Origin of the sequence: Kitasatospora phosalacinea (assembly GCF_030268885.1) — a bacterium.
Lineage (GTDB): Bacteria > Actinomycetota > Actinomycetes > Streptomycetales > Streptomycetaceae > Kitasatospora > Kitasatospora phosalacinea_C.
Genome location: NZ_BSSA01000013.1, coordinates 86,072 through 108,083, shown reverse-complemented (window position 1 = coordinate 108,083; position 22,012 = coordinate 86,072). Strand labels below are relative to the sequence as shown.

Sequence of the window (22,012 nt, the reverse complement as noted above, 5' to 3'; positions counted from 1 at the left end):
CGCCGGGCGGCCGGGGGTCCCCAGGATGGGCGGCATGGCGATTCCCGAGTCTTCCGTGATCTGGTTCGACGGCGCGCTGGTGCCCTGGCAGGAGGCCCGCGTCCACGTGCTGACGCACGCGCTGCACTACGGCACCGGGGTGCTGGAGGGCACCCGGGTGTTCGAGACCGCGGACGGGCCCGCGGTGTTCCGGCTGGACGAGCACCTGGCCCGGCTGGAGCGCAGCGCCCGGATGCTGCGCATCGAACTCCCGTACAGTCAGGAGGAGTTGGCGGCGGCGACGGTGGCGCTGGTGGCGGCCAACGGCCACCGCTCCTGCTACCTGCGGCACCTGGCGTTCCTGGGCTACGGCTCGATGGGGCTGGACATGCGCCACTCCCCCACCAGCGTGTCGATCGCCTCCTGGGAGTGGCCGGCCTACCTGGAGGCGGGGCGCGGACTGCGGCTGATGACCAGCAGTTGGCGGCGCACCGACCCCAACTCCGTTCCCCCGGCGGCGAAGGCCACCGGCCCGTACCTCAACTCGGCGCTGGCCCGGCGGGAGGCGACCGACGCGGGCTTCGACGAGGCGCTGCTGCTGGCACCGGACGGCACGGTCAGCGAGTGCAGTTCGGAGAACGTGTTCGCGGTCCGCGGCGGCGTGCTGCGCACCACTCCGGCCAGCGCGGGCGCCCTGGAGGGCATCACCCAGGACACCCTGCTGACGCTGGCCCGGGAGCTGGGCGTGGAGGTTCGGGTGGAGAGCCTGCTGCGGTCGGACCTGTACGCGGCCGACGAGCTGTTCATCTCCGGGACGGCGGCCGGGGTGGTCCCGGTGGCCTCCCTGGACAACCGTGAACTACCGTCTGCCGAGGGCGAGTTGACCAAGAAGCTGGCCGAGGCGTACCGGGCCGCGGTCAGTGGCGCGGACGCCCGCCACCGGCACTGGCTGACGCCGGTTCACAGCTCGTAGACGGCCCCGGCCCGGGCGAGTTCGACCGGTCCGGCGAAGGCCGCGGCGGCGTCCGCGCGGTTGCGCTCGGCGTCGGTCCACGGCGGGATGTGGGTGAGGACCAGCCGGGCGGCCCCGGCCTCGGTGGCGTGCTCCCCGGCCTGGGTGCCGTTGAGGTGGATGGAGTCGAAGGTCTCCTTGCCGTCCGTGTAGGCCGCCTCGCACAGGAACAGGTCGGTGCCGCGGGCGAGTTCGACCAGCTCGGGGCAGATGCCGGTGTCCCCGGAGTAGACCAGGCTGCGGCCGTCCGCCTCGACCCGGAAGCCGTACGCCTCGCAGTCCAGGTGGTTGACCCGGGCGGCGGTGACGGTGAACGGGCCGAGCTCCAGCCGGGCGCCGTCGCTGAGGTCGCGGAAGTCGAAGACCTCGGTCATGCCGGGCTTCTCCGGCATGTCGTAGGCCCGGGCCAGGCGCCCGGCGGTGCCGCTCGGCCCGTGCACGGGCAGCGGGTCGGGGCAGCCCTCGACCCGGTAGTTGCGGGCCACCCAGTAGGCGCACAGGTCGACGCAGTGGTCGGCGTGCAGGTGGCTGATCAGGACGGCGTCCACCTCGTACAGCCCGGTGTACTTCTGCAGCGCGCCGAGCGCGCCGTTGCCGAGGTCGAGGACCAGGCGGTAGCCGTCGTGCTCCACCAGGTAGCTGGAGCACGGGGAGTCCACGGACGGGAAGCTCCCCGAGCACCCCACCACGGTCAGTTTCATGCCGAGCCCTTCCCGCCCCGTCGGGCCATCGTCCGCGGCCGTCCGCACCGCCGGTCGGGCGGGCGGGGTTCTTCGACTCCGTCGGTGCTTTGACTGTCGAGGGTAAGGGCCGGGCGGCACTTTGCCCCCTCTCCCGTGCCGGGCTGTGGGCGGAATCACCAGGACGGGGCGGGGGCGTTCGAACGCGGGGGCTAGCGGCGGCCGGGGCGGGCCAGCGCCCAGGCGCGGATGGTCTCCGGGTACCAGCGGGGGTGGCCCGCGGCGTCCACCCGGTCGGGTTCGGGGAGCAGTCCGTGGCGCTTGTAGTTGCGCACGGTCTCGGTCTGCACGTTGATGTGCAGACCGATCTCGACGTAGGACCAGAGCTCTCGGCCGGGCATCGCGCCCACCTCCAGACGGCGAACCAGTGGTGCGCCGCCAGCCTGGCGGGGCGGTCCGCGGCGGCCGGGGCGTGACCGGCGCGGTGGCGGTTCCGTGACGAACCGGTCACCCGGGACGGACAAATGCCGCAGTGTCACAGCGGGACGACGATCGGACGAACGGACGGCGCGGCCCCCGGAAGGGGTGCCGCGCCGTGGGGACTTCCGCCGGTTCAGGCCCAGAGCTGGCCCTGCAGCGCCTCGACCGCCGCCTCGGTGGTCTCGGCGGTGTAGATGCCGGTGGACAGGTACTTCCAGCCGCCGTCGGCGACCACGAACACCACGTCCGCCCGCTCCCCGGCCCTGGCGGCCTTGCGGGCCACGCCGATCGCGGCGTGCGCGACCGCGCCGGTGGAGACGCCCGCGAAGATGCCCTCCAGCTGCAGCAGTTCGCGGGTGCGGGTGACGGCGTCGGCCGAGCCGACCGAGAAGCGGGTGGTGAGCACCTCGGCGTCGTACAGCTCGGGGACGAAGCCCTCGTCCAGGTTGCGCAGGCCGTAGACCAGGTCGTCGTAGCGGGGCTCGGCGGCCACGATCTGCACGCCCGGGACCTTCTCGCGCAGGTAGCGGCCGATGCCCATCAGGGTGCCGGTGGTGCCCAGGCCCGCCACGAAGTGGGTGACGGTGGGCAGGTCGGCGAGGATCTCCGGGCCGGTGGTGGCGTAGTGCGCACCGGCGTTGTCCGGGTTGCCGTACTGGTAGAGCATCACCCAGTCGGGGTGCTCGGCGGCGAGCTCCTTGGCGATCCGGACCGCGGTGTTGGAGCCGCCCGCGGCGGGCGAGGGGATGATCTCCGCGCCCCACATCCGGAGCAGCTCGCGGCGCTCCTCGCTGGTGTTCTCCGGCATCACGCAGACCATCCGGTAGCCCTTGAGCTTGGCCGCCATGGCGAGCGAGATGCCGGTGTTGCCGCTGGTGGGCTCCAGGACGGTGCAGCCGGGGGTGAGCCGGCCCTCCGCCTCGGCGCGCTCGATCATGCGCAGCGCCGGGCGGTCCTTGATCGAGCCGGTGGGGTTGCGGTCCTCCAGCTTGGCCCAGAGCGTGACCCGGCCGTCCTCGTTCCCGGGGACGCCGGCCGAGAGCCTCGGCAACCGCACCAGGGGCGTGTTGCCGATGGCCTCGATCGGGCTGTCGTAGCGCATTACTTCATACCGCCGGCCACGGCCGGGAGGATGGTGACGCTGTCGCCGTCGGAGAGGGCGGTGGAGACGCCGTCCAGGAAGCGGACGTCCTCGTCGTTCAGGTAGACGTTGACGAAGCGGCGCAGCTCGCCGCCGTCCAGCAGCCGGGCGGCGATGCCGGGGTGGCGGGAGTCGAGGTCGGTGAAGAGCTCCCCGAGGTCGGCGCCGTTGCCGTCGACGGCCTTGGCGCCGTCGGTGTAGGTACGGAGGATGGTCGGGATGCGGACCTCGATGGCCATGGCTGCGCTCCTGTGGAGTGGGTTCGGGCTGCCGGGCCGGGCGGGGCGCGGCAGGGGGAAGGGCCCCGGGGCGGCGGGGCGGGCGGTCTGGTGCGGCGGGCGGCTCCGCCGGTCGGCGGTCAGCGCGCGGCGGTGCCGGGACAGATCGCGCTGGCGAGCCGGCACAGGTCGACGTGCAGGCGCGCCACGAGGCGGATGCCTGGGGCCTGATTGCTCACATCGACGGAACGCATGGACTCATCGTATAGATTCCCGGCCCCGCTTTGACATGCTTGTCTCGGCATCCGGTCGGCAGCGTTCCGAGGCATGAGAAAACGGGCCGATCCGCCGCGCGGGGCGCAGGTCGGACCGGCCCGTCGTCGGGCGGGCGGGGGTCAGGCCGCGTAGTCCTCGACCACCTCGACGTCTTCCTCCGTGATCACGCCGTCCACGATGCGGAACGAGCGGAACTGGTAGGGGTCCTCCTCGCCGGTGCCCTCGGCGGTGGAGACCAGGACGTAGTGGGCGAACGGCTCGGAGGCGTAGCTCACGTCGGTGCGGGAGGGGTAGGCCTCGGTCGCGGTGTGCGAGTGGTAGATCACCACCGGCTCCTCGTCGCGGTCGTCCATCTCGCGGTAGAGCTTCAGCAGGTCGCCGGAGTCGAACTCGTAGAAGGTGGGCGAGCGGGCCGCGTTGAGCATCGGGACGAACCGCTCGGGACGCCCGGTGCCGGCCGGTCCGGCGATCACGCCGCACGCTTCGTCCGGGTGGTCGGCGCGGGCGTGGGCGACGATCCGGTCGCGCAGTTCTCGGGTGATGGTCAGCATGCGGCCAGGATAGCGAGGCGTCAGCGGCCCTCCCCCGGGCGGCCGCCGGCGGGTGCGAGGGCCGGGTCGCGGCGGCGCAGCAGCGCGTAGCCGACCACCAGGAACAACGCCCAGCCGGGGAAGACGTACAGCGAGATCCGGGTGTCGGGGTCGACGCCGATCAGGACGGCGACCAGGGCGAGGAAGGCCAGCGCGAGGGCGCGGGTCCAGTTGCCGCCGGGGGCGCGGAAGCTGGGGGCGGGCAGCCGCCCGGACGTCCAGGCGGTGCGGTAGCGGATCTGGCTGGCCAGGATGGCGCCCCAGGTCCACAGGCCGCAGACGGTGGCGACCGAGGTGATGTACTGGAAGGCCCGTTCCGGGACGCAGTAGTTGAGCACCACGCCGACGCCCATCAGCAGGCAGGAGACGGTGATCGCGGCGGCGGGGGTGCGGCGGGCGTTGAGCCGGGTCAGCCGTCCGGGGGCCTGTCCGCGCAGGGCCAGGTCGCGCAGCATCCGGCCGGTGGAGTACATCCCGGAGTTGCAGGAGGAGAGCGCGGCGGTGAGCACCACGAAGTTGACGATCCCGGCCGCCGCCGGGATGCCGACCTTGCCGAACGCGGCGACGAACGGGCTGACGCCGGGCTGGAACTCGCTCCACGGCACCAGCGACAGGATGACCACCAGCGCGCCGACGTAGAACAGCGCGATCCGCAGCGGCAGGGTGTTGATGGCCCGCGGCAGGGTCTTCTCCGGGTCCTCGCTCTCCCCGGCGGTGACGCCGACCAGCTCCACGCCCACGTAGGCGAACATGACGATCTGCAGGGTCATCACGGTGGCGCCGACGCCCTTGGGGAAGAAGCCGCCGTCCTGCCACAGGTTGGTGATCGAGGCGGTGTCCCCGGCGTCCGAGAAGCCGAGGGTGAGCACGCCGACGCCGATCAGGATCATCCCGAGGATCGCGGTGACCTTGACCATGGAGAACCAGAACTCGATCTCGCCGAACAGTTTCACCGAGATCAGGTTGGCCGCGTACAGCAGCACCAGGAAGACCAGCGCGGTGGTCCACTGCGGGATGCCGGGCGCCCAGAAGCGGACGTAGACGGCGGCGGCGGTGGTCTCCGCCATGCCGGTGACCACCCAGAACAGCCAGTACGTCCAGCCGGTGACGAAGCCGGCGAACGGGCCGAGGAACTCGCGGGCGTACTCGGCGAAGCTGCCGGACACCGGGCGGTAGGTGAGCAGTTCGCCGAGCGCCCGCATGATCACGAAGATCACCACGCCGGCCACCGCGTAGCTGAGGATCAGGCTGGGCCCGGCCTTGGAGATGGCGGTGCCCGCGCCGAGGAACAGGCCGGTGCCGATCGCGCCGCCGATCGCGATCATCTGGATCTGTCGGCTGCCCAGACCGCGCTGGTAGCCCTCCTCCTCGGAGACGGGCCCGGCCGTCCCGTCCGTCACCTGCTGCGTCATCCGCCGCCTCGCCTCCCGGTCCGCGCCGGCCGGTCGGCCGACGGGCCCCGTCTTCCCGGGGAGGCAGCAGTGAACCACGCGAAGGGCCCGGAACGCCTGATATCTGAGCGTCTCCTGAGCAATCGGACAATATGAAGGAAACGGCCGGTCGGACGGGCTCAGCCCGCCATCGCCTCCAGCAGGCTCTCCTGCATCGCGCCCAGCCACAGGTAGGCGATCACCAGCGGCTTGCGCGGGTCGGAGTCGGGCAGCCGGTACAGGCCCTCCTCGTCCTCCTCGGTGACCTCCAGCCGACTGCCCAGGGTCAGCCGCAGGTCGTTCAGCGCGCCCAGCCAGTGCGGGAAGTCGCCGGGCTCCACCTCCAGCACCCCGCCCTCCCCGCCAAGCCCGTCCAGCTCGCGGACCACCAGCAGCGCGTCCTCGCGCTTGCGGGCCCGCAGGTCCAGCTCGGTGTAGCGGCGAAACTCGGACGCCATCTCGGCCGTCCGCGGGTCCTCCGGGGCGCCCGGCCCGCCGTACGCGTCGGGGAACAGCCGCAGCAGCGCCGGGTCCGCGGGGGCTTCGCTCGGACCCTCGGCGAACAGCGCGGCCAGCGGGTCGTCGCTCCCCCCGCCGGGCGGCGGCCCGATCAGCTCCAGCATCTGCACTTCCAGCGAGCGCAGGATGGACGCCTCGAACTCGTCCAGCGCGATCGCCGCGCCGCCGTCGCCCGCACTCTCGAACAAACCGGCCATGTGTCTGGATTCAGTCCCTCGTGGATGGTGGGTGACGGTCCGTCAGTCGTGCTGCAGGGTGGCCCACAGGCCGTAGCCGTGCATCGCCTGCACGTCGCGCTCCATCTCCTCGCGGGTGCCACTGGAGACCACGGCCCGACCCTTGTGGTGCACGTCCATCATCAGCTGGTGCGCCTTGTCCTTCGGGTAGCCGAAGTAGCTCTGGAACACGTACTGGACGTAACTCATCAGGTTGACCGGGTCGTTGTGGACGATGGTCACCCACGGGGTGTCCGGCTCCGTGACCGGAACCCCCTCCACCTCGGGGCGCTCGATCTCCACCGGCGCGACACTCACAGTCCGTCTCTCCTCGTCGACCTCGGCTTCCCCCCGTCCCATGCTTCCATCCGAGGGACGCAGGAGCGAATCAGGGTGCCCGGTGCGGCACGGCACGAGACCCCGCGAGAGAAATCGTCAAACTGACGCTAAGTGGTAGTAGCATCATTCCCATGGACGCCATCACCGCGCACCGCAGCTCCGCGCTGCTCACCGACCGCTACGAGCTCACCATGCTGCAGGCCGCGCTGCGCAGCGGCGCCGCCCACCGCCGCTCCGTCTTCGAGGTCTTCACCCGCCGCCTGCCCGACGGCCGCCGCTACGGCGTGCTGGCCGGCACCGGCCGGGTGCTGGACGCCATCGAGGACTTCCGCTTCACCGCGCCGCAGCTCGACTGGCTGGCCGACCAGCAGGTGGTGGACGACGACACCCTGCGCTTCCTCGCCGACTACCGCTTCACCGGCAGCGTGCACGGCTACCCCGAGGGCGAGGCGTACTTCCCCGGCTCGCCGCTGCTCACCGTCGAGGGCAGCTTCGCCGAGGCGGTGATCCTGGAGACGGTGATCCTGTCGATCCTCAACCACGACTCGGCGATCGCCGCCGCCGCCTCCCGGATGACCGCCGCCGCGGGCGGACGCCCGGTGATCGAGATGGGCGCCCGGCGGGCCCACGAGCAGTCCGCGGTGGCCGCCGCCCGGGCCGCCTACCTGGCGGGCTTCGCCGCCACCTCCGACCTGGAGGCCGGGTTCACCTACGGCATCCCCACCACCGGCACCGCCGCGCACGCCTTCACCCTGCTGCACGACACCGAGAAGGACGCCTTCACCGCCCAGGTCGACTCGATGGGCCGCGGCACCACCCTGCTGGTGGACACCTACGACCTCGCCGAGGCCGTCCGCACCGCGGTCGAGGTGGCCGGCCCGCAGCTGGGCGCCGTCCGGATCGACTCCGGCGACCTGACCCTGCTCGCCCACCGGGTGCGCCGCCAGCTCGACGAGCTCGGCGCCACCGACACGAGGATCATCGTCACCTCGGACCTGGACGAGTACGCCATCGCCGCGCTCGCCGCCGCCCCGGTCGACGGCTACGGCGTCGGCACCAGCCTGGTCACCGGCAGCGGCCACCCGACCTGCGCGATGGTCTACAAGCTGGTCGCCCGCGAGTCGGTGCCCGGCGGCGAGCTCGTCCCGGTCGCCAAGCGCTCGGCCGGCGGCAAGACCAGCGTCGGCGGCCGCAAGTGGGCCGCCCGCCGCCCCGACCGGGACGGCGTCGCCGAGGCCGAGGTGGTCGGCACCGGCCCCGTCCCCGCCGACCTGGAGCCGCACCTGCTGCACGTCCCGCTGATCACCGACGGCGAGGTGGTCGGCCGCGAGCCGCTGGACGCCGCCCGCGAGCGCCACCGCCGGGCCCTGGCCGCCCTGCCGCTGTCGGCCACCCAGCTCTCCCGCGGCGAGCCGGTGATCACCACCGAGCGGTACGCCGGCTGAGCCCGGCCCGCCCTGGGCCGGAGCCCCTGCCCGGCTTTGCCCGCCGGGCCTTCCGCGCCCGCCCCGGCACTGCCTAGAGTGCCAACCGCCGTACCGTCCGGGCCCGCCCGGGCTCCCCGACACCACCGCGGCCGGGACCTCCCCGGCCCGCACCCATCCGAACGAGCCCACGAGAGAAGAGCCAGCCATGCACCGGGCCCTGATCGTCGTCGACGTGCAGAACGACTTCTGCGAGGGCGGCAGCCTTCCCGTCGCCGGCGGGGCCGAGGTCGCGGCCGCGATCACCGACCTGATCGCCGAGTCCGCCCCCGGCTACGCCCACATCGTCGCCACCCGCGACCACCACATCGACCCCGGGCCGCACTTCGCCGCCGAGCCCGACTACGTCCGCTCCTGGCCCGCGCACTGCGTGGCCGGTACCGAGGGCGTGGGCTTCCACCCCAACTTCGCCCCCTCGGTGACCTCCGGCGCGGTCGAGGCGGTCTTCTCCAAGGGCGCGCACGCCGCCGCGTACAGCGGCTTCGAGGGCTTCGACGAGCACGGCGGCACCCTCACCGACTGGCTGAACGAGCGCGGCGTCACCGACGTCGACGTGGTCGGCATCGCCACCGACCACTGCGTCCGCGCCACCGCCCTGGACGCCGCCCGCGAGGGCTTCGCCACCCGCGTCCTGCTCGACCTCACGGCCGGCGTCGCCCCCGCCACCACCGCCACCGCGCTGGACGAACTGCGCGCCGCAGGAGTCGAGTTGACCGGAACGCCGATCGTCCGCAGCTGACAGACGGTCAATTCGACCCCGCTCAGCGGTCGGTGACCACCATCTCCACCACGTCCTCCCCGCCGATCCCGTACGCCTCGGCCAACTCGCCGCCGACCGCCTCCCGTTCGGCGGCGAGCCGGGCGGAGGAGACGTACACCACCCGCACCCCCAGGTACTCCATCCGGTGCTGGCCGCCGCGCACCCAGGCCGCCTCGCCCTCGCTGACGCAGCGCAGCTCGGAGTCGACCTCCACCGCCACCGCCGCCTCCGGCCAGTACAGGTCCGGCACCGCGACGTAGGTGCCGCCGCGCATCCGCAGCTCCGGGCCGCACAGCGGCACCGGCAGGTCCAGCTCCACCGCCAGCCCGACCAGCTCGCCGAACGCGGCCTCCCGGCGCGCCGCCAGCAGCTCGTCCACCGCGGCCCGCACCCGGGGATCCGCGAGCAGCTGCGCCTCGGCCAGCTCGGCCAGCAGCTGCTCCGCCGTGCAGCCGCCGCCCCCTCCGGCCAGCGCCTCGCGCAGCAGCGCCCGCAGCAGGCCCGGACCGATCCGGCCGGACTCGAACGCGCCCCGCTCGTTCCACTCGCGGATCGCGTCCGCCACCGCCAGGGCCACCGGGGCGACCGCCAGCCCGTGCACCGACCTGGCCTCCAGCTCCCGCCCGGTGCGCCGGATCCGCACCTGCCCGGCGTCCCGCAGGCGGCGCTGCCGGGGCACCAGCACCTCCACCCCGAGCACGGCCGGCAGCCGCGGAACCGACACGAACCCGTACAGCGCCAGCGCCGCCGCCCCGGTGATCACCGCCCCCTCGCGGGCCCCGTCCCCGGCCGGCCCGTTCTGCGCCGCGTACAGCAGGGCGGCCCACATCCGCTGCTCGGGCGTGGGCGCGCCCTCCTGCAGCAGGTAGACCCGTGGCAGCAGCCGCTGCCAGGGACCGCCGCTGCGGCAGTGCTCGCTCACCATCCGGGCGGGCACCCCGCGGGCGCGGAGCTGGCTGGCGGTCACCACGTTCTGCTGGCGCCGGGCGAGTTCTTCGAGGGACACGGGCTGCTGCGGAATCCGGTAGCTCATGACGTCCACGTTCCCCCGCACCGCTGACAGCCGGCCCCCGACCTGACGACCTGTTACGCAACCGTCGTCAAACCGGGACTGCTCCGCACTAAAGTCCCCATACCCTCACCCATTCGGCGTATCGGATGTTCACTCCACTGCCGTAATAGATCGGACTTGTTTTCTACTATCCGATTTTCATCGGATCGACACAGCATTGCGATCCCATCGAGTCCGCGGCGCCGACCTGGGCGATCTGACCCCACGTGACCGACCACACACCCAACGTCACCGCCCCCGGCGTCGTCCACCGCCCCGAATTGCCTACCATCGGGCACATGCCCCGCGACGAGACATCAGCCCAGCGCGCCGCCCGACTACGCCTCGGCCGCCTGCCCGGCTACGTCCGCCAACCGGATCCCGCCCGGCGCGGCGGGGAGGACGGACGTACGTACAAGAAGGGCTGGGAAGTGCGTTTCACGGCGCGCAGCGAAGCGGAGATAACCGAGATCCGCGAACTCGTGACCGCCGCCGGCTTCGCCCCCGCCCGGCCCTTCTTCAAGGGCCACCAGCTCATCCAGCCGGTCTACGGCATCGCCGCGGTGCAGGCGTACCTGGCCGCCCGCGAGAGCCTCGAAGCCACCGAGGCGACCACCCGGGCCGAAGCCCGCACCGACCCGCGCGCCGGCATCCCCGAGCAGACCCGCCGCGAACCCGACAGCGTCGCGGCTGCCGCCCGGGCGGCCGAGAGCGCGGCGGCACGGGCCGCGGTGGAGGCCCGGACGGCGGCGGAGGCAGCGGTCCGGTCGGCGGCGGAGGCGGACCGGTCCGACCGGACGGGCCGGGCGGGCCGGGCGGGCCGGGCGGCGCGCGAGCGCTGAGCGGCGCAGGAGCGCTGCGCGCGAGCGCTGGACGGCGCGCACGGGGAAGCGCTGGACGGCCCGTCGACGGCCCGGACGCGCCGGAGCCGCCCGAGAAGACTCCGGCCGCTCCGCGAGGGCCGCAGAAGCCCGCCGAGGGGGCCTACCAGCCCCCTCGGTGGGCTTTCTGACGGTGCGTCAGCCGACCGGGCGGCCCCTCCGACGCGGTCAGGCCGCCTCGGCCGGGGCGTGGTCGACGTGCACGGTCGCCGCGAGCAGCCGGGGCACGGCCCGGATCAGGGCCTGCTCGGCCGCCTCCGCGACCTGGTGGCCGGCCACCACCGTCAGCGCGCCGTCGACCACCACGTCCGCCTCGGCCCGCAGCGCGTGGCCGATCCAGCGCATCCGCACCGCGCCGACCCCGCGCACCCCGTCCACCGCCGCGAGTTCGCGCTCCGCCGCGTCCAGCAGGGCCGGGTCGACGGCGTCCATCAGCCGTCGGCCCACCTCGCGCACCGTGCCGCGCAGCACGCCCAGGATCGCCACCGTGATCAGCAGCCCCACCACCGGGTCCGCGTACCGCCAGCCCAGCGCGCTGCCCCCGGCGCCGAGCAGCACCGCCAGCGAGGTCAGCCCGTCGGTGCGGGCGTGCAGGCCGTCCGCGACCAGGGCCGCGGAGCCGATCCGGCGGCCGGTGGCGATCCGGTAGCGGGCCACCCACTCGTTGCCGACGCACCCCGCGAGGGCCGCGGCGGCCACCGCCCACAGGTGCCCCACCGGCTGCGGGTCCAGCAGCCGCTGCACCGCCGTCCACCCCGCCACCAGCGAGGACGCCGCCACCGCCAGCACCACCGCGACGCCCGCCAGGTCCTCGGCCCGCCCGTACCCGTACGTGTAGCTGCGGTTCGCCGCCCGCCGCCCCAGCAGGAACGCCACGGCCAGCGGGACGGCGGTCAGCGCGTCCGCGGCGTTGTGCACGGTGTCGCCGAGCAGCGCCACCGAGCCCGACAGCGCCGCGATCACCGCCTGCGCGGCGGCCGTCGCGCCCAGCACCAGCAGCGAGACCCAGAGCGTGCGCAGGCCCTCGGCGGAGGACTCCAGCGCCGCGTCGACCCGGTCGGCGGCGTCGTGCGAGTGCGGGCGCAGCAGGTGCGCCAGGCGGTGCCGCAGGCCCGGGTGGCCGTGACCGCCGTGGTCGTGGCCGCCGTGGTCGTGGCCGTGGCCGTGATCGTGCTCTTGGCCGTGGTGGCCGTGATCGTGACCGTGGCCGTGGCCGTGATCGTGACCGTGGTGGCCGTGATCGTGACCGTGGCCGTGGCCGTGATCGTGACCGTGGTGGCCGTGGTCGTCGTGCCGGTGCTGCCGGTGGTGGCGCGTGGCGTGGGGCGCGTGCCGGTGCTCCGTGCGCCGATCCGCGGTGGAAGTTTCCGCTCCGGGGGCGGTGCCGCCGGGCGGGTGGTGGTGGTCGTGGGGCTCGCGGCCGGGGAGCTCCGGCCGGTCCGGTGTGTGATGGTGGTCATGCCCGTGGCCCGGGATTCGCCCGTGGAGGTGAGTCCCGTCGCCGTTCCAGCGTTCACCCATGCGGCTTACAGTGGCACACCAACTCCCCTGCAGCCACTGCCGATGTACCACCTCTGACCAGGTGCGATGCCCTCGCAGCTGCACTCGGCGGGCGGCATTTGCTGACGTGTCGTCACACAACGGCCCGAATCCGCTCCGGCTCCGGGCATCTCAGCAGACTTGTCACCCACAGCACCCACCCGAGGGCCTAGAGTGAGCGCTGACGCTCCCCGTCCGGACCCAGATCGAGAGGCAGCTGATGTGACTGACCGTCATGTCCCGGCCGCAGACTCGGCATCCGCTGATCGGTCCACCGAACTCCCGCACGTGTCCGTCGAGTTCGCCGCCTTCTGCGAGCTCCACGAGCCCAGGTACCAGAGCTACGCCCGGGTCTGGTTCCAGGAGCCGGGGGCCGCCCACCGGGTGGTCCGGCTCGCCCTGCACGCGATCGCCTCGGTGTGGCCGACCGTCCTGGAGAGCCCGAACCCGGCCGCCGAGGCCTGGCAGATCCTCCGCGACACCGTCACCGAGCAGCACGGGCTCGCCGAACCCGCCGGTCTGCGTCCCGACGTGGACGGCGACGAGGACCTGGCGATCCTGCACTACGTGGTCGGCCTGGCCACCCCCGAGATCGCGGACGTGGTGGGCGGCGACACCGCCAGCATCACCAGCCAGCTCCGCCAGACCCACCGCAGGCGTGCCACCGACTGGTGACCCCGCCGCCCCGCTCCCCGCACCCGACGGGCGCACGGAGCGGGCCGCACGCCCCCGGGTCGCCTCGACCGCCGACGGCGCTCCCCCGGGCGCGGACCGCGGCCACCGGGCCGGTCGCCGCTCCTCCCCCGCCCGGGCCGGTCGCACCCGAAGGGCCGGTGATCGAGATCACCCCCGGCGCACTACCCCCCGCGCGCCCGGCGGGCGAAGGATGGGGGCGGCCGATCACCGTCGGCCCGACCGACCAGAACGGAGACCCCGGGATGCCGCTCGCCCACGCCGCCGCCATGTTCCGCCACCAGGCGGACTCCTGCGCCGAGTTGGGCTCACCGCTGTCCGCCGCCCTGCTGCGCCGGGCCGCCGAGGACCTCGCCGCGGGCGGGCCGTGCGCGGAGGCGATCGCCGGACACGAGGACGCCCCCGGCCCGGACGCCGTCGCCCTGCGCCTGCTCGGCGCCGTGCACGCCCTGGTGCTGTCCGACCTGGCCCCCGACCTCGCCGCGCACTACCCCAGCGTCGGCGGGCACTTCGACCCCGCCGACCCGGACGTCCCCTGGCCCGCCTTCCGCGCCGCCGTCGCCGACCACCTGCCGTTCGTCCGCGAGTGGCTCACCCGCCCGCCGCAGACCAACGAGGTCGGCCGGGCCAACCTGCTGCTCACCGGCCTCGCCTGGGCCCAGCAGCAGCTCGCCGCCGCCCCGCCCCTCCCGGTGCGACTGCACGAACTCGGCTCCAGCGCGGGCCTCAACCTCCTCGCCGACCGGTTCCGCTGCACCTCCGCGGGCTTCTCGTACGGCCCGCCGGACTCCCCCGTCGTCCTCGCCGACGCCTGGCAGGGCGAGCCGCCCGCCTGGCTGCCCGGCGCCCCGCTCCAGCGGGTGACGGAGCGGCGCGGCTGCGACCCCACTCCGATCGACCCCCGCTCCGCCGACGGCGCCCTGGCCCTGCGCGCCTACCTGTGGGCGGACCAACTCCCGCGCGTGCAGCGGCTGAACGGCGCCCTCGCCCTCGCCGCGGAGACGCCCGCCCCGGTCGAACGGCTCGGCGCGGCCGCCTTCCTGCGCGACGTCGGGACCGCCGAGGGCGCGCTCACGGTGGTCTGGCACTCGATCATGCGGCAGTACGTCCCCGCCGAGGAATGGCGGTCCGTGGAAGGCGAGTTGGCCCGGCTGGCGGCCGCCTCGACCCCCGCCGCCCCGTTCCTCCACCTCGCCTTCGAGCCCCGCCGGGTCGGCGCCACCCACCGCTTCCTGCTCACCGCCCGGCTCGGCACCGGCCCGCAGCAGACGCTCGCCGAGGCCAGGCCGCACGGCCTGCCCGCCCGCACCCTGGAGCAGGACGACCCCGCCCTGCGTCCGATCTAGGGTCAACTCGCCTGGTGCGCCAGCCCGGTGACGTCGTAGCGGTGGTGCACCGGGTCGTGGATCAGGTAGCGGGCGAAGGACTCCACGGTGAACCGGGCGCCGTCGCTGCGGTTCCCGGTGCGCTGCCGGTCGGCCTCCGCCACCGACTCGAAGGAACGCGCCAACTGCTCCCCGGCCGCCGCCAGTTCGACGGCGACCACGGCCGGGTCCTGCTCGTGGTAGCGCTCCTCGACGGCGGTGGCGTCCTGGTCCCAGTTGGCGAACAGCGGGCCGTCCTCGTCCAGCATCAACCGCAGCCGCACGTCGAACAGCCGGAACACGTCCCGGACGTGGCAGGCGTACTCGAGCGGCGACCACACCCCCGGCGCCGGCCGCTCGCGCAGCACCGCCCCGTCGCCGCCCAGCAGGGCGACCCAGAACTCCGCGTTCGCACGCACCATGCCCGGCACCGCCTCGAAGGCGACCGCAGGGGTGTCCAGGCCGCAGTCGGCGCAGGGACGCTCGAGGACCCAGGTCCAGTCCTTGGTGTCAGGAGTGATCATGAGCCCAGCATGGCCGACCCGCCACCCGCCCCACCAGCAGCGAGAACGCCAGCCGCCGTCGACATTCCGCCACCCGCCCTCACTCCCCCAGCACGGCGGCCAACCGCCCGGCCAGCTCCTCCATCCGCTCCACCGGCACCGCCCGCTCCCCCGCCCCCAACAACCCGAACACCCGCGGCCCCCGCCACTCCACCGGCCACTCCTCCCCCCGCGGCACCACGTGGAAGTGCACGTGCGCAAACCCCTCCGCCTCCCCGAACTGCGCCACGTACGCCTTCCGGCACCCCGTCACCACCGCCAGCGCCCGCGCCAAGCGCACCTGCCACACCCCCAGCGAAGCCGCCTCGGCGTCACTCAGCTCCGCCATAGACTCCAGATGCCGCCGGGGCAGCAGCACCAGCCACCCCGGCAACGCGCAGTCCACCGCGTGCACCACCCGCCAGTGCTCGTCCGCCGCGATCCGCTCGTACGCCGGCAACCGCTCGAACTCGCCCTCCCGGGCGCACGCGTAACACTCCCCACCCGTCATCCCCCCACCCTACGGCCGTCCTCAGCCCTGCCCCACCCCGTTCACCGCACACACCGAGGACGTCGGCACCAACCCCGGCAACAACCCGTCCAGCAACCGCTCGCACACCTCCCGCTGCCGCTCGTCCTGCACCCCCTCGGCCGCCGCCACCCCCGACGCCCCCACCGCACCCGCCACCACCACGACCAACCCCGCCACCACGGACTTCCACCGCACCACAGCAACCACCTCCGGGTATCCGACGACCACACTCCCGCCATCTCCTACCCCACCACCCCCACCCCGCCCGAACACCCTCCCCCATCCGCGGCGTGTCCCCCACCCGCCCTCCACACACCAACGGCCCCCCGCAGAGCGACCGGGCCCCACCCAGCCGCCCCACGAGGGGCCGTCCACCCACCGAACCTCAGCCCTGGTACGGATTCCCGCCGGCCGGCGGCTGCACCGGATACCCCGGCTGCCCACCCTGCTGCTGCGGCGGGTACCCCGGCTGCGCCTGCCCCTGCGGATGCCCGTACCCCGCCACCTGCTGCGGCTGCTGATACCCGTACCCCGGCGCCCCGGGCCCACCCGGCCCGCCCGGCACCCCCGACCCACCGGGGCCGCCCGGGCCACCGCCGTTGTTGCCGTTCTTGGAGCGGCGCACCAGCACGATGATCACCACGACCACGATCACGGCGATGACACCGCCGCCGATCGCGATCAGCATCCCGGTGCTGCTCTTGCTGTCCGAGTCACCACTCGCCTGCGGAGCAGTCGAGCTGCCACCGTTCGAGGGCGTCTTGGCCCCGCCCGTCGCAGGCTTCGAGGCCCCGGCGGACGGCGAGGCGACAGGACTGTCGATGTTGGCCCAGTCCGGCTCCGCCCGGTTGAGCAGAGGGTTCTCCTTCGGCCCGTTGTCCACCGCGGGGTTCTCGGCCAGTGCCCCCGACGGAGACGCGATGCCGTACCCGTACTTGTCGTTCGGGAAGGTCCCCTTGCCCTCCGGGTGGAACGCACTACTGGTCATCCGGTTGATGACCTGGCCCGCTGAAAGATTGGGGTACTTCGAGCGCACGAGCGCAGCAATTGCGGACACAAAAGCCGTGGAGTCGGAAGTTCCAGAAGCAGTCGCATACCCATGATTGAGGCCAGCGTGATGGATGTCACCAGCCGGAGCAGCAAGCGTAACCTGCGGGCCCGTGTTTGAACCCTTCCAAATATCGCCGCTCTCCGTCACCCCCGAAACCGCAACTACGCCGGGGAATCCTGCAGGAAAGGAAGGAAGAGGGGCGCCCTCGTTTCCAGTAGCAGCGACCAGCACAACGTCTTTCTGGATCGCATAGTTGATTGCATCCTTGAACTCCTTCGGTGCACCTCCACCTCCACCGAAGGACATATTGATGACTTTCGCGTTGTGATCAACCGCGTATCGAACCGCCTTGGCGAGGCTCCCGTAATCCACCCCCTCCCCAAGCTGCATCTTGTCCCCGAGGTCGATCTTTATCGGGAGGATCTTTGCCTTGGGAGCAAGCCCCATCACTCCCGCATCGCCGCCGTGGCCGTGCGCAGCAATATTGGAAGCCATGGCCGTACCATGACCTTTTTCGTCGGTACGCCCATCACCACCAGAACCGGTGAGATCCAGACCAGGGAGGACCTGTCCGGAAAGGTCCGGATGACTGGCATCAACGCCAGTATCAATAACCGCAACAGTCACGCCTTCGCCCTGGCTGATGGGCCAGACCTTCACGTCCGGGCTGTAGTTCTTCAGCACCCACTGCTGCTCACGGTCCTGGTCCGCTGCGGCAGTCCCGGCGCTCACGCCCCACAACAGGGCTCCCGCAGCAAGCGCGGCCAGACCGCGCACGGATCGGCTGGTCGTCAAGCCTCGTCACCCCTCGTTGAGCGGCCGCCCCGCAGACCCTCGGATCTGCAGGGCGGCCAGGTCATGTCCGACTGTTCTACTGACCGAACGTCATTCCACCACGTTCGGGTTGGCCTTCTCGCCGGAGGCCCAGGTCTCCTCGTCCTCCACCAGGTAGTCCGGGCGGTCCGACGTGCCCTTCTTGGCCCGCTTGCTGCCCTGCCCGTGACCGGCCATGCCGCCGTGCCCGGCCGCACCGCCCTGGCCCGCGCCACCGGCCGCCTGACCGGCGCCACCTGCGGCACCTTGGCCGAAGCGGCTCCGACCGATACCGGAGCCGCCCTGCGAGAAGGACCGCCCACCGGCACCGCCCTGCGCGGCCTCACCGACGACACCGCCGGCCTTGCCGGTCAGACCGCTACCGGAACGCCCCTTGAGGCCCCCGCCACCGGCACCACCCGCACCGGCACCACCGCCCATACCGCCACCCACGCCGCCAGCCCGCCCACCGGCACCATTGGCACCACCGGACGCCGTGCCACCCGCACCGGAACTGCTGCTCAGACCATTGGCGCCAAACGTCCCGGCCTTGGAAACGCTGTTGCCGCTGAACCCAGCGCGGCTACCACCGAGACCGGTGCCACCCATCAGGGTTCCCCCACCCTGGCCGATCAGGCCGCCGGTGGTGCCACCACCGGCCAGTCCACCTCCGCCGCCACCGGCGACCGGACCATGCACGCTGCCGGGGCCACCGACCGTCGTGGTACCTCCACGCGCACCGCCCTGGACACCACCCTGAATACCGTCGATCCCCGTACCGGGGCCCTTCGGCTGGGGAAGCGCATTAGCCGTACCGCCGGAGATTCCCGCATCGGTCGGACGGATTACGGTGGGCTGGATCTTCGGAGCCTGGGGAGGTCGGCTACTCGACGAACCCTTGAGTGAAGTCTGCGAACCAGAGGGAGCAACCGTTCGGGTGCTCCCCTGGAAGGAACCCGCAGTGACACCGGCGATTGCCGCGATGAACCCCGCAGCACCGTCGCTCGGCGGTGTCAGTTGCTTCGCCGCGTTCGGGTCATCGTCATAAAGCCCGAACCTCCCCAGAGAACTGGTGGCGACGCTGTACTTGGCTGCCAGCACCTGCATCACTCCAACCGCCTCTTGCTTGCGCGATTCGGTGATGCTGTGCTGGGTGTCCGCGTCGTCGACTCCAACCGATTCCTTGGCCACGTCGCTGACACTGTCACCGACCTTGTCCCAGAAGCCTGGCTCCTCGGGCATATCGGCCTTCGCCTGGTCGATCGACTTCGACAACTCCTGCAGCACGGTGGCGGTATAGTGCGTGCTCTCAGCCGCCTTGCCAACGTTGTTTGCCAACTCGGTCATGTGCTGATGGAAAGCATCGCTGGTGCTTCCCTGCCAGGTGCTGGTGGCATCACTGGTGGCAGTCGCCAGCGAAGCCTGAATCCGGGTCAGCGTCTCATGGGCTCGCCGCCAAGGATCGGCTGCTGCCATGACCGAGCCGGAATCCAGCGAGTGCACCATAGAGATCAACTCGGCGTGACTGTGGGCGGAGAAGTCGGTGTACGCGCCGCCGCCGTCGCCGCCCTGGTCCAGCATCCTCATTGTGGAGCCCCCCGTCCTTCGTCCGTTCCCTGGATCTTCCGCGCCTTCACCACTGCGGCCTCGCCGTGGTCGTCGGTTGGCTCTGCGGCACATTGGCAGAGGTCTGCTGTGCGTTCAGCTCGGCCTGGCTCCAGGTGGTGGCCCACCCGTCCTGCGCCATCGTCATGCGCTTGCTGGTGTCCTGCTCGTGCTCCTCGTAGTTCATCGCAGTGTGGTCCGCGTTCTGCTGCGCCACATCGATGGTCTCTTGGATCTGAGCCAGGATGTTGCTCAGTCGGACGCGCACCATGTTGTACGACGCACTCAGCTCCTGCGCCTCACCGAAGCTCCCGAAGGCCCCCGAGCCGACACCGCTCGCCCCGTACACCGCGGACTTGCCCGCACCGCTCTCGAACTCGCTCAGCAAGCCGCGCACTTGGGACGCGAACGCCCGCAGGTTGTCGACCTCCACCTGGAAGCCGTTGCCGCCCGTAGTCATGTGTCTCGTACCTCCCCCGTACCTGCTGCCCCGCGCGACTCCTGCTCGACCGCCTGGGGCCTGTAAGAAAGTTGGCTCCAATCTCTATGTCTAACACATGGAACGGGCTGTCAACACGCCCCCTGGTGGGTGCGGGTGGGATCAGGGAGCGGGAGCCGTGGCGGCGAGGGCCTGGCGGCAGAGGGCGTCGGCGCGGCGGGTGGTTTCGGGGAGGCGGTAGGAGGGGGTGAGGGCGAGGGTGACGGCGGTGGCTTCGTCGAGGCCGATGCGGTGGCCGACGGAGAGGAAGACGGGCTTGACGCCCTGGCGGGTGCGCAGGGCGCGGCCGACGGGGGTGGGGCCGTCGAGGAGGGGGGACCAGGCGCCGCGGTGGTCGGCGGGGGGCTGGTGGGTGAAGGTGAAGGGGTTCTTGGCGATGCCGAGGGTGGGGAGGCCGGTGTGGACGCCGAGGTGGCTGGCGAGGCCGAGGCGGCGGGGGTGGGCGAGGCCGTAGCCGTCGCAGACGACGAGGTGCGGGGTGCGGGTGAGGCGGGACAGGGCGTCGAGGACGGCGGGGAGTTCGCGGAAGGCGAGGAGGCCGGGGAGGTAGGGGAAGGCGACCCGGCCGACGGCGGTGGCCTGTTCGACGACGTCGAGGGTGGCGTAGTCGAGGAGGACGGCCGCGGCGGCGACGACGTCGCGTTCGTCGTCGTAGGCGACATCGACCCCGGCGATCAACGTGCCGGGGCGGCGCGGCGGTTCGGGGCCTTCGGGGACGACCAGGGGACGCAGGCGTTCCTGTTCGGCACGGGCGGCCTCGGCCGTGGTGGGCCAGTCGGCGGGGACGGTCATGGCGGCTCCGGTGGTCAGCGACGGGGACGGGTCAGGAACAGGGGGGAGGAACAGGAACGGACGCGGAGGACGGTGCGCCCCTCGGTGCCCCGCGGTTGTCCGTACGCACGCACGTTAGCGGGCGGTCGCGCACGCCGGGTGCGGCAGTGCGACCGCCGGGAGTGAGTCCGTGCGCCCCCCGTGCCCCGGAGTAGGGCAACTCCTGGCGGTTAGGCTGTACTTACCGTTCTGCACCGCTCGCCGTTCCCGTTCCCGTTCCCGCTCCCGCTCCCGCTCCGCGCGAAGGGTCGACCGCCATGCCGCGCCCCGCCGTTCCGTCCCGTGCCGTTGCCGCGTCCCGGGCTTCCGCGTTGGTGTCCGGAAGTCGTTTCAGTGCCCTGCAGTTGGGTGTCGGCACGCTGGTCGCGGTGGTGGCCGCGGTGGCGCTGCTGGCCGTGTCCGGGGAGTCGGGGGTGTGGCGGATCGCGGTGCTGGTCGGCTTCGCCGTCGCGCTCGGCACGCTGTCCGCCGTCCTGCTGTCCCCCGTCGCGGCCCGCCGCCTGCCGCCGTCGCGGGCGGTCGCCACCGCGTCGCGGGAGAGGGCGCAGCCCGCGCCGTCCGCCGCCCGGGAGCCGGTGTACGCGCACCAGGGGCGCTGAGGCGGGGCGCGCACCGACGCGAGGACGCCCGAGGACGCACGAGGACACGCGAAGACTCCCGGGCCCGCGGCAGGTCAACGGCTGCCGCGCGCCCGGGGCCCAGTGGGGTGGAGGAGAGGTCAGGCGGTGGAGACCACCACGGTCTTGGCCGCCTTGTCGTGGATGCACTGGCGGTAGGGCTTGTCGAAGACGCCGAACAGGCCGTCGACGATCCACCAGAGGCCGCCGCAGCAGATCAGCGCGGGGAAGATGAAGACCGCGGCGCGGGTCCAGGCGGCGGAGGGGGTGGGGGAGGAGCCGTCGGCGAGCATGGCGACCCGGACCTTCATCAGCTTCTTGCCGAGGGTCTGCCCGTCCCGACTGAGCATCAGGCCCTCGTACACCAGGTAGATCGCGCCGCCGAGCCAGAAGGAGCCGGCCCAGCCGTTGCGCTCGTTGAAGTGGAGGAACGGGAGCAGCACCACGATGGCGATCACCTGCACCAACAGGTAGTCGACCACCCGGGCGAGGATCCGCGCTCCCCAGCCGCCGAGCGGGGGCATCCCGGGAACGGGGCCGGGCCCGGGCGCGCCGTAGGGCGAGCCGTACGGGTCGCCGGGGCCGCCGGGAGCGCCGGGGCCCCCCGAGCCGACCGGACCGCCGGGCGGGGGGCCGTAGCCGGGGGGCGGGGTGTCGTAGGGGGAGCCCGAGTCGGCCGGGGCGCCGTACTGGCCGCCGTAGCCGGGCGGGGTGTCGTACGGGCTGCCCGGCGACGGGGGCTGCTTGTCGAAGGAAGGCCGTCCGCCCTCCTCCGGCTCGGTTCCGGAGGGGTCGCTGGTGCTCATGGCACGAGTAGAACACCGCGAATACTACGATGTTGGGATATTTGATCCGTTTCCGCCCGTTTCGC

Annotated in this window: 26 protein-coding genes; 7 read left to right on the top strand and 19 right to left on the bottom strand. The window is 72.7% G+C overall.

Going from position 1 to position 22,012, the window contains the following annotated elements; all coding sequences use genetic code 11:
* Window positions 1–34 precede the first annotated feature (34 nt).
* Window positions 35–952, top strand: coding sequence for a branched-chain amino acid transaminase (locus QSK52_RS19990; RefSeq protein ID WP_285737460.1), 918 nt, complete (start codon window positions 35–37; stop codon window positions 950–952).
* On the opposite strand, the gene QSK52_RS19985 is transcribed toward QSK52_RS19990, so the two are convergent.
* The 9 genes from QSK52_RS19985 to clpS all read right to left on the bottom strand — a co-directional run bounded on the left by QSK52_RS19985 (window position 940) and on the right by clpS (window position 6,858).
* Window positions 940–1,692: an MBL fold metallo-hydrolase gene (locus QSK52_RS19985; protein WP_285737459.1), complete on the bottom strand. Its 753-nt coding sequence runs from the start codon at window positions 1,690–1,692 to the stop codon at window positions 940–942. The genes QSK52_RS19990 and QSK52_RS19985 overlap by 13 nt on opposite strands.
* Before the next feature lie 191 nt (window positions 1,693–1,883).
* Window positions 1,884–2,072, bottom strand: a complete 189-nt coding sequence (locus QSK52_RS19980; RefSeq protein WP_285737458.1) for a MarR family transcriptional regulator — start codon at window positions 2,070–2,072, stop codon at window positions 1,884–1,886.
* 212 nt (window positions 2,073–2,284) lie between these two features.
* Window positions 2,285–3,253 (bottom strand): PLP-dependent cysteine synthase family protein, encoded by a 969-nt coding sequence (locus QSK52_RS19975; protein ID WP_285737457.1) that lies wholly within the window; start codon window positions 3,251–3,253, stop codon window positions 2,285–2,287.
* A complete protein-coding gene (locus tag QSK52_RS19970) occupies window positions 3,253–3,531 on the bottom strand; it encodes a MoaD/ThiS family protein (protein ID WP_033253819.1) in 279 nt (92 codons plus the stop codon). Before QSK52_RS19970 ends, QSK52_RS19975 begins: the two co-directional genes overlap by 1 nt.
* 119 nt (window positions 3,532–3,650) lie before the next feature.
* The gene (locus tag QSK52_RS39470; protein ID WP_324606789.1) at window positions 3,651–3,764 is read right to left on the bottom strand and encodes a putative leader peptide; all 114 of its coding nucleotides are present in this window, start codon (window positions 3,762–3,764) and stop codon (window positions 3,651–3,653) included.
* 141 nt (window positions 3,765–3,905) lie between these two features.
* A complete protein-coding gene (locus QSK52_RS19965; RefSeq protein WP_285737456.1) occupies window positions 3,906–4,337 on the bottom strand; it encodes a M67 family metallopeptidase in 432 nt (143 codons plus the stop codon).
* Window positions 4,338–4,357: 20 nt separating this feature from the next.
* The gene (locus QSK52_RS19960; protein ID WP_285737455.1) at window positions 4,358–5,788 is read right to left on the bottom strand and encodes an amino acid permease; all 1,431 of its coding nucleotides are present in this window, start codon (window positions 5,786–5,788) and stop codon (window positions 4,358–4,360) included.
* A gap of 158 nt (window positions 5,789–5,946) precedes the next feature.
* Window positions 5,947–6,522: a DUF2017 domain-containing protein gene (locus QSK52_RS19955; protein ID WP_285737454.1), complete on the bottom strand. Its 576-nt coding sequence runs from the start codon at window positions 6,520–6,522 to the stop codon at window positions 5,947–5,949.
* A gap of 42 nt (window positions 6,523–6,564) precedes the next feature.
* Window positions 6,565–6,858 (bottom strand): ATP-dependent Clp protease adapter ClpS, encoded by a 294-nt coding sequence (gene clpS, locus QSK52_RS19950; RefSeq protein ID WP_030459888.1) that lies wholly within the window; start codon window positions 6,856–6,858, stop codon window positions 6,565–6,567.
* A 152-nt stretch (window positions 6,859–7,010) separates the two neighbouring features.
* On the opposite strand from clpS, the gene QSK52_RS19945 reads away from it, so the two are divergent.
* Together QSK52_RS19945 and QSK52_RS19940 are read left to right on the top strand one after the other, a co-directional pair.
* Window positions 7,011–8,324, top strand: coding sequence for a nicotinate phosphoribosyltransferase (locus tag QSK52_RS19945; RefSeq protein WP_285737453.1), 1,314 nt, complete (start codon window positions 7,011–7,013; stop codon window positions 8,322–8,324).
* Window positions 8,325–8,511: 187 nt separating this feature from the next.
* Window positions 8,512–9,102: an isochorismatase family protein gene (locus QSK52_RS19940; protein WP_285737452.1), complete on the top strand. Its 591-nt coding sequence runs from the start codon at window positions 8,512–8,514 to the stop codon at window positions 9,100–9,102.
* A 22-nt stretch (window positions 9,103–9,124) separates the two neighbouring features.
* Here the strand turns inward: QSK52_RS19940 and QSK52_RS19935 are convergent, their stop codons facing one another.
* Complete coding sequence (locus QSK52_RS19935; protein ID WP_285737451.1) at window positions 9,125–10,156, bottom strand: type IV toxin-antitoxin system AbiEi family antitoxin domain-containing protein; 1,032 nt, start codon at window positions 10,154–10,156, stop codon at window positions 9,125–9,127.
* A gap of 317 nt (window positions 10,157–10,473) precedes the next feature.
* On the opposite strand from QSK52_RS19935, the gene QSK52_RS19930 reads away from it, so the two are divergent.
* Window positions 10,474–11,016, top strand: coding sequence for a hypothetical protein (locus QSK52_RS19930; protein ID WP_285737450.1), 543 nt, complete (start codon window positions 10,474–10,476; stop codon window positions 11,014–11,016).
* A 207-nt stretch (window positions 11,017–11,223) separates the two neighbouring features.
* Here the strand turns inward: QSK52_RS19930 and QSK52_RS19925 are convergent, their stop codons facing one another.
* Window positions 11,224–12,576: a cation diffusion facilitator family transporter gene (locus tag QSK52_RS19925; RefSeq protein ID WP_285737449.1), complete on the bottom strand. Its 1,353-nt coding sequence runs from the start codon at window positions 12,574–12,576 to the stop codon at window positions 11,224–11,226.
* A 306-nt stretch (window positions 12,577–12,882) separates the two neighbouring features.
* Here QSK52_RS19925 and QSK52_RS19920 point away from each other — a divergent pair, with 306 nt between their 5' ends.
* Together QSK52_RS19920 and QSK52_RS19915 are read left to right on the top strand one after the other, a co-directional pair.
* Window positions 12,883–13,269, top strand: coding sequence for a hypothetical protein (locus QSK52_RS19920; protein WP_285737448.1), 387 nt, complete (start codon window positions 12,883–12,885; stop codon window positions 13,267–13,269).
* A gap of 263 nt (window positions 13,270–13,532) precedes the next feature.
* The gene (locus QSK52_RS19915) at window positions 13,533–14,633 is read left to right on the top strand and encodes a DUF2332 domain-containing protein (protein WP_285737447.1); all 1,101 of its coding nucleotides are present in this window, start codon (window positions 13,533–13,535) and stop codon (window positions 14,631–14,633) included.
* A 2-nt stretch (window positions 14,634–14,635) separates the two neighbouring features.
* Here the strand turns inward: QSK52_RS19915 and QSK52_RS19910 are convergent, their stop codons facing one another.
* From QSK52_RS19910 to QSK52_RS19880, 7 genes are all read right to left on the bottom strand, one after another.
* Entirely contained in the window at window positions 14,636–15,175 is a 540-nt protein-coding gene (locus QSK52_RS19910) for a DinB family protein (RefSeq protein WP_285737446.1), read from the bottom strand.
* 79 nt (window positions 15,176–15,254) lie between these two features.
* Window positions 15,255–15,704 carry an HIT family protein gene (locus tag QSK52_RS19905; RefSeq protein ID WP_285737445.1) on the bottom strand — a complete coding sequence of 150 codons (450 nt, stop codon included), beginning with the start codon at window positions 15,702–15,704 and terminating at the stop codon, window positions 15,255–15,257.
* A gap of 21 nt (window positions 15,705–15,725) precedes the next feature.
* Complete coding sequence (locus tag QSK52_RS19900) at window positions 15,726–15,953, bottom strand: hypothetical protein (protein WP_285737444.1); 228 nt, start codon at window positions 15,951–15,953, stop codon at window positions 15,726–15,728.
* A gap of 157 nt (window positions 15,954–16,110) precedes the next feature.
* Window positions 16,111–17,460, bottom strand: a complete 1,350-nt coding sequence (gene mycP, locus QSK52_RS19895) for a type VII secretion-associated serine protease mycosin (RefSeq protein WP_285737443.1) — start codon at window positions 17,458–17,460, stop codon at window positions 16,111–16,113.
* 201 nt (window positions 17,461–17,661) lie between these two features.
* Entirely contained in the window at window positions 17,662–19,170 is a 1,509-nt protein-coding gene (locus QSK52_RS19890) for a WXG100 family type VII secretion target (RefSeq protein ID WP_285737442.1), read from the bottom strand.
* A gap of 52 nt (window positions 19,171–19,222) precedes the next feature.
* Entirely contained in the window at window positions 19,223–19,654 is a 432-nt protein-coding gene (locus tag QSK52_RS19885; RefSeq protein ID WP_285737441.1) for a hypothetical protein, read from the bottom strand.
* A 141-nt stretch (window positions 19,655–19,795) separates the two neighbouring features.
* On the bottom strand, window positions 19,796–20,485 hold the full coding sequence (locus QSK52_RS19880) for an endonuclease V (protein ID WP_285737440.1): 690 nt from the start codon (window positions 20,483–20,485) through the stop codon (window positions 19,796–19,798).
* Window positions 20,486–20,868: 383 nt separating this feature from the next.
* Here QSK52_RS19880 and QSK52_RS19875 point away from each other — a divergent pair, with 383 nt between their 5' ends.
* A complete protein-coding gene (locus tag QSK52_RS19875) occupies window positions 20,869–21,123 on the top strand; it encodes a hypothetical protein (protein WP_285737439.1) in 255 nt (84 codons plus the stop codon).
* 119 nt (window positions 21,124–21,242) lie between these two features.
* Here QSK52_RS19875 and QSK52_RS19870 read toward each other — a convergent pair whose 3' ends face one another.
* Window positions 21,243–21,947 carry an RDD family protein gene (locus tag QSK52_RS19870; protein ID WP_285737438.1) on the bottom strand — a complete coding sequence of 235 codons (705 nt, stop codon included), beginning with the start codon at window positions 21,945–21,947 and terminating at the stop codon, window positions 21,243–21,245.
* Window positions 21,948–22,012: the final 65 nt, after the last annotated feature.

Bases quoted from the DNA above. Each gene is read 5' to 3' on its own strand.
- QSK52_RS19985 (WP_285737459.1), bottom strand. From the start codon at position 1,692: ATGAAACTGACCGTGGTGGGGTGCTCGGGGAGCTTCCCGTCCGTGGAC.
- QSK52_RS19930 (WP_285737450.1), top strand. From the start codon at position 10,474: ATGCCCCGCGACGAGACATCAGCCCAGCGCGCCGCCCGACTACGCCTC.
- QSK52_RS19945 (WP_285737453.1), top strand. From the start codon at position 7,011: ATGGACGCCATCACCGCGCACCGCAGCTCCGCGCTGCTCACCGACCGC.
- QSK52_RS19980 (WP_285737458.1), bottom strand. From the start codon at position 2,072: ATGCCCGGCCGAGAGCTCTGGTCCTACGTCGAGATCGGTCTGCACATC.
- QSK52_RS19965 (WP_285737456.1), bottom strand. From the start codon at position 4,337: ATGCTGACCATCACCCGAGAACTGCGCGACCGGATCGTCGCCCACGCC.
- QSK52_RS19885 (WP_285737441.1), bottom strand. From the start codon at position 19,654: ATGACTACGGGCGGCAACGGCTTCCAGGTGGAGGTCGACAACCTGCGG.
- QSK52_RS19975 (WP_285737457.1), bottom strand. From the start codon at position 3,253: ATGCGCTACGACAGCCCGATCGAGGCCATCGGCAACACGCCCCTGGTG.
- QSK52_RS19990 (WP_285737460.1), top strand. From the start codon at position 35: ATGGCGATTCCCGAGTCTTCCGTGATCTGGTTCGACGGCGCGCTGGTG.
- QSK52_RS19955 (WP_285737454.1), bottom strand. From the start codon at position 6,522: ATGGCCGGTTTGTTCGAGAGTGCGGGCGACGGCGGCGCGGCGATCGCG.
- QSK52_RS19925 (WP_285737449.1), bottom strand. From the start codon at position 12,576: ATGGGTGAACGCTGGAACGGCGACGGGACTCACCTCCACGGGCGAATC.
- QSK52_RS19960 (WP_285737455.1), bottom strand. From the start codon at position 5,788: ATGACGCAGCAGGTGACGGACGGGACGGCCGGGCCCGTCTCCGAGGAG.
- QSK52_RS19970 (WP_033253819.1), bottom strand. From the start codon at position 3,531: ATGGCCATCGAGGTCCGCATCCCGACCATCCTCCGTACCTACACCGAC.
- QSK52_RS19940 (WP_285737452.1), top strand. From the start codon at position 8,512: ATGCACCGGGCCCTGATCGTCGTCGACGTGCAGAACGACTTCTGCGAG.
- QSK52_RS19905 (WP_285737445.1), bottom strand. From the start codon at position 15,704: ATGACGGGTGGGGAGTGTTACGCGTGCGCCCGGGAGGGCGAGTTCGAG.
- QSK52_RS19915 (WP_285737447.1), top strand. From the start codon at position 13,533: ATGCCGCTCGCCCACGCCGCCGCCATGTTCCGCCACCAGGCGGACTCC.
- QSK52_RS39470 (WP_324606789.1), bottom strand. From the start codon at position 3,764: ATGCGTTCCGTCGATGTGAGCAATCAGGCCCCAGGCATCCGCCTCGTG.
- QSK52_RS19870 (WP_285737438.1), bottom strand. From the start codon at position 21,947: ATGAGCACCAGCGACCCCTCCGGAACCGAGCCGGAGGAGGGCGGACGG.
- QSK52_RS19880 (WP_285737440.1), bottom strand. From the start codon at position 20,485: ATGACCGTCCCCGCCGACTGGCCCACCACGGCCGAGGCCGCCCGTGCC.
- QSK52_RS19890 (WP_285737442.1), bottom strand. From the start codon at position 19,170: ATGCTGGACCAGGGCGGCGACGGCGGCGGCGCGTACACCGACTTCTCC.
- QSK52_RS19935 (WP_285737451.1), bottom strand. From the start codon at position 10,156: ATGAGCTACCGGATTCCGCAGCAGCCCGTGTCCCTCGAAGAACTCGCC.
- QSK52_RS19910 (WP_285737446.1), bottom strand. From the start codon at position 15,175: ATGATCACTCCTGACACCAAGGACTGGACCTGGGTCCTCGAGCGTCCC.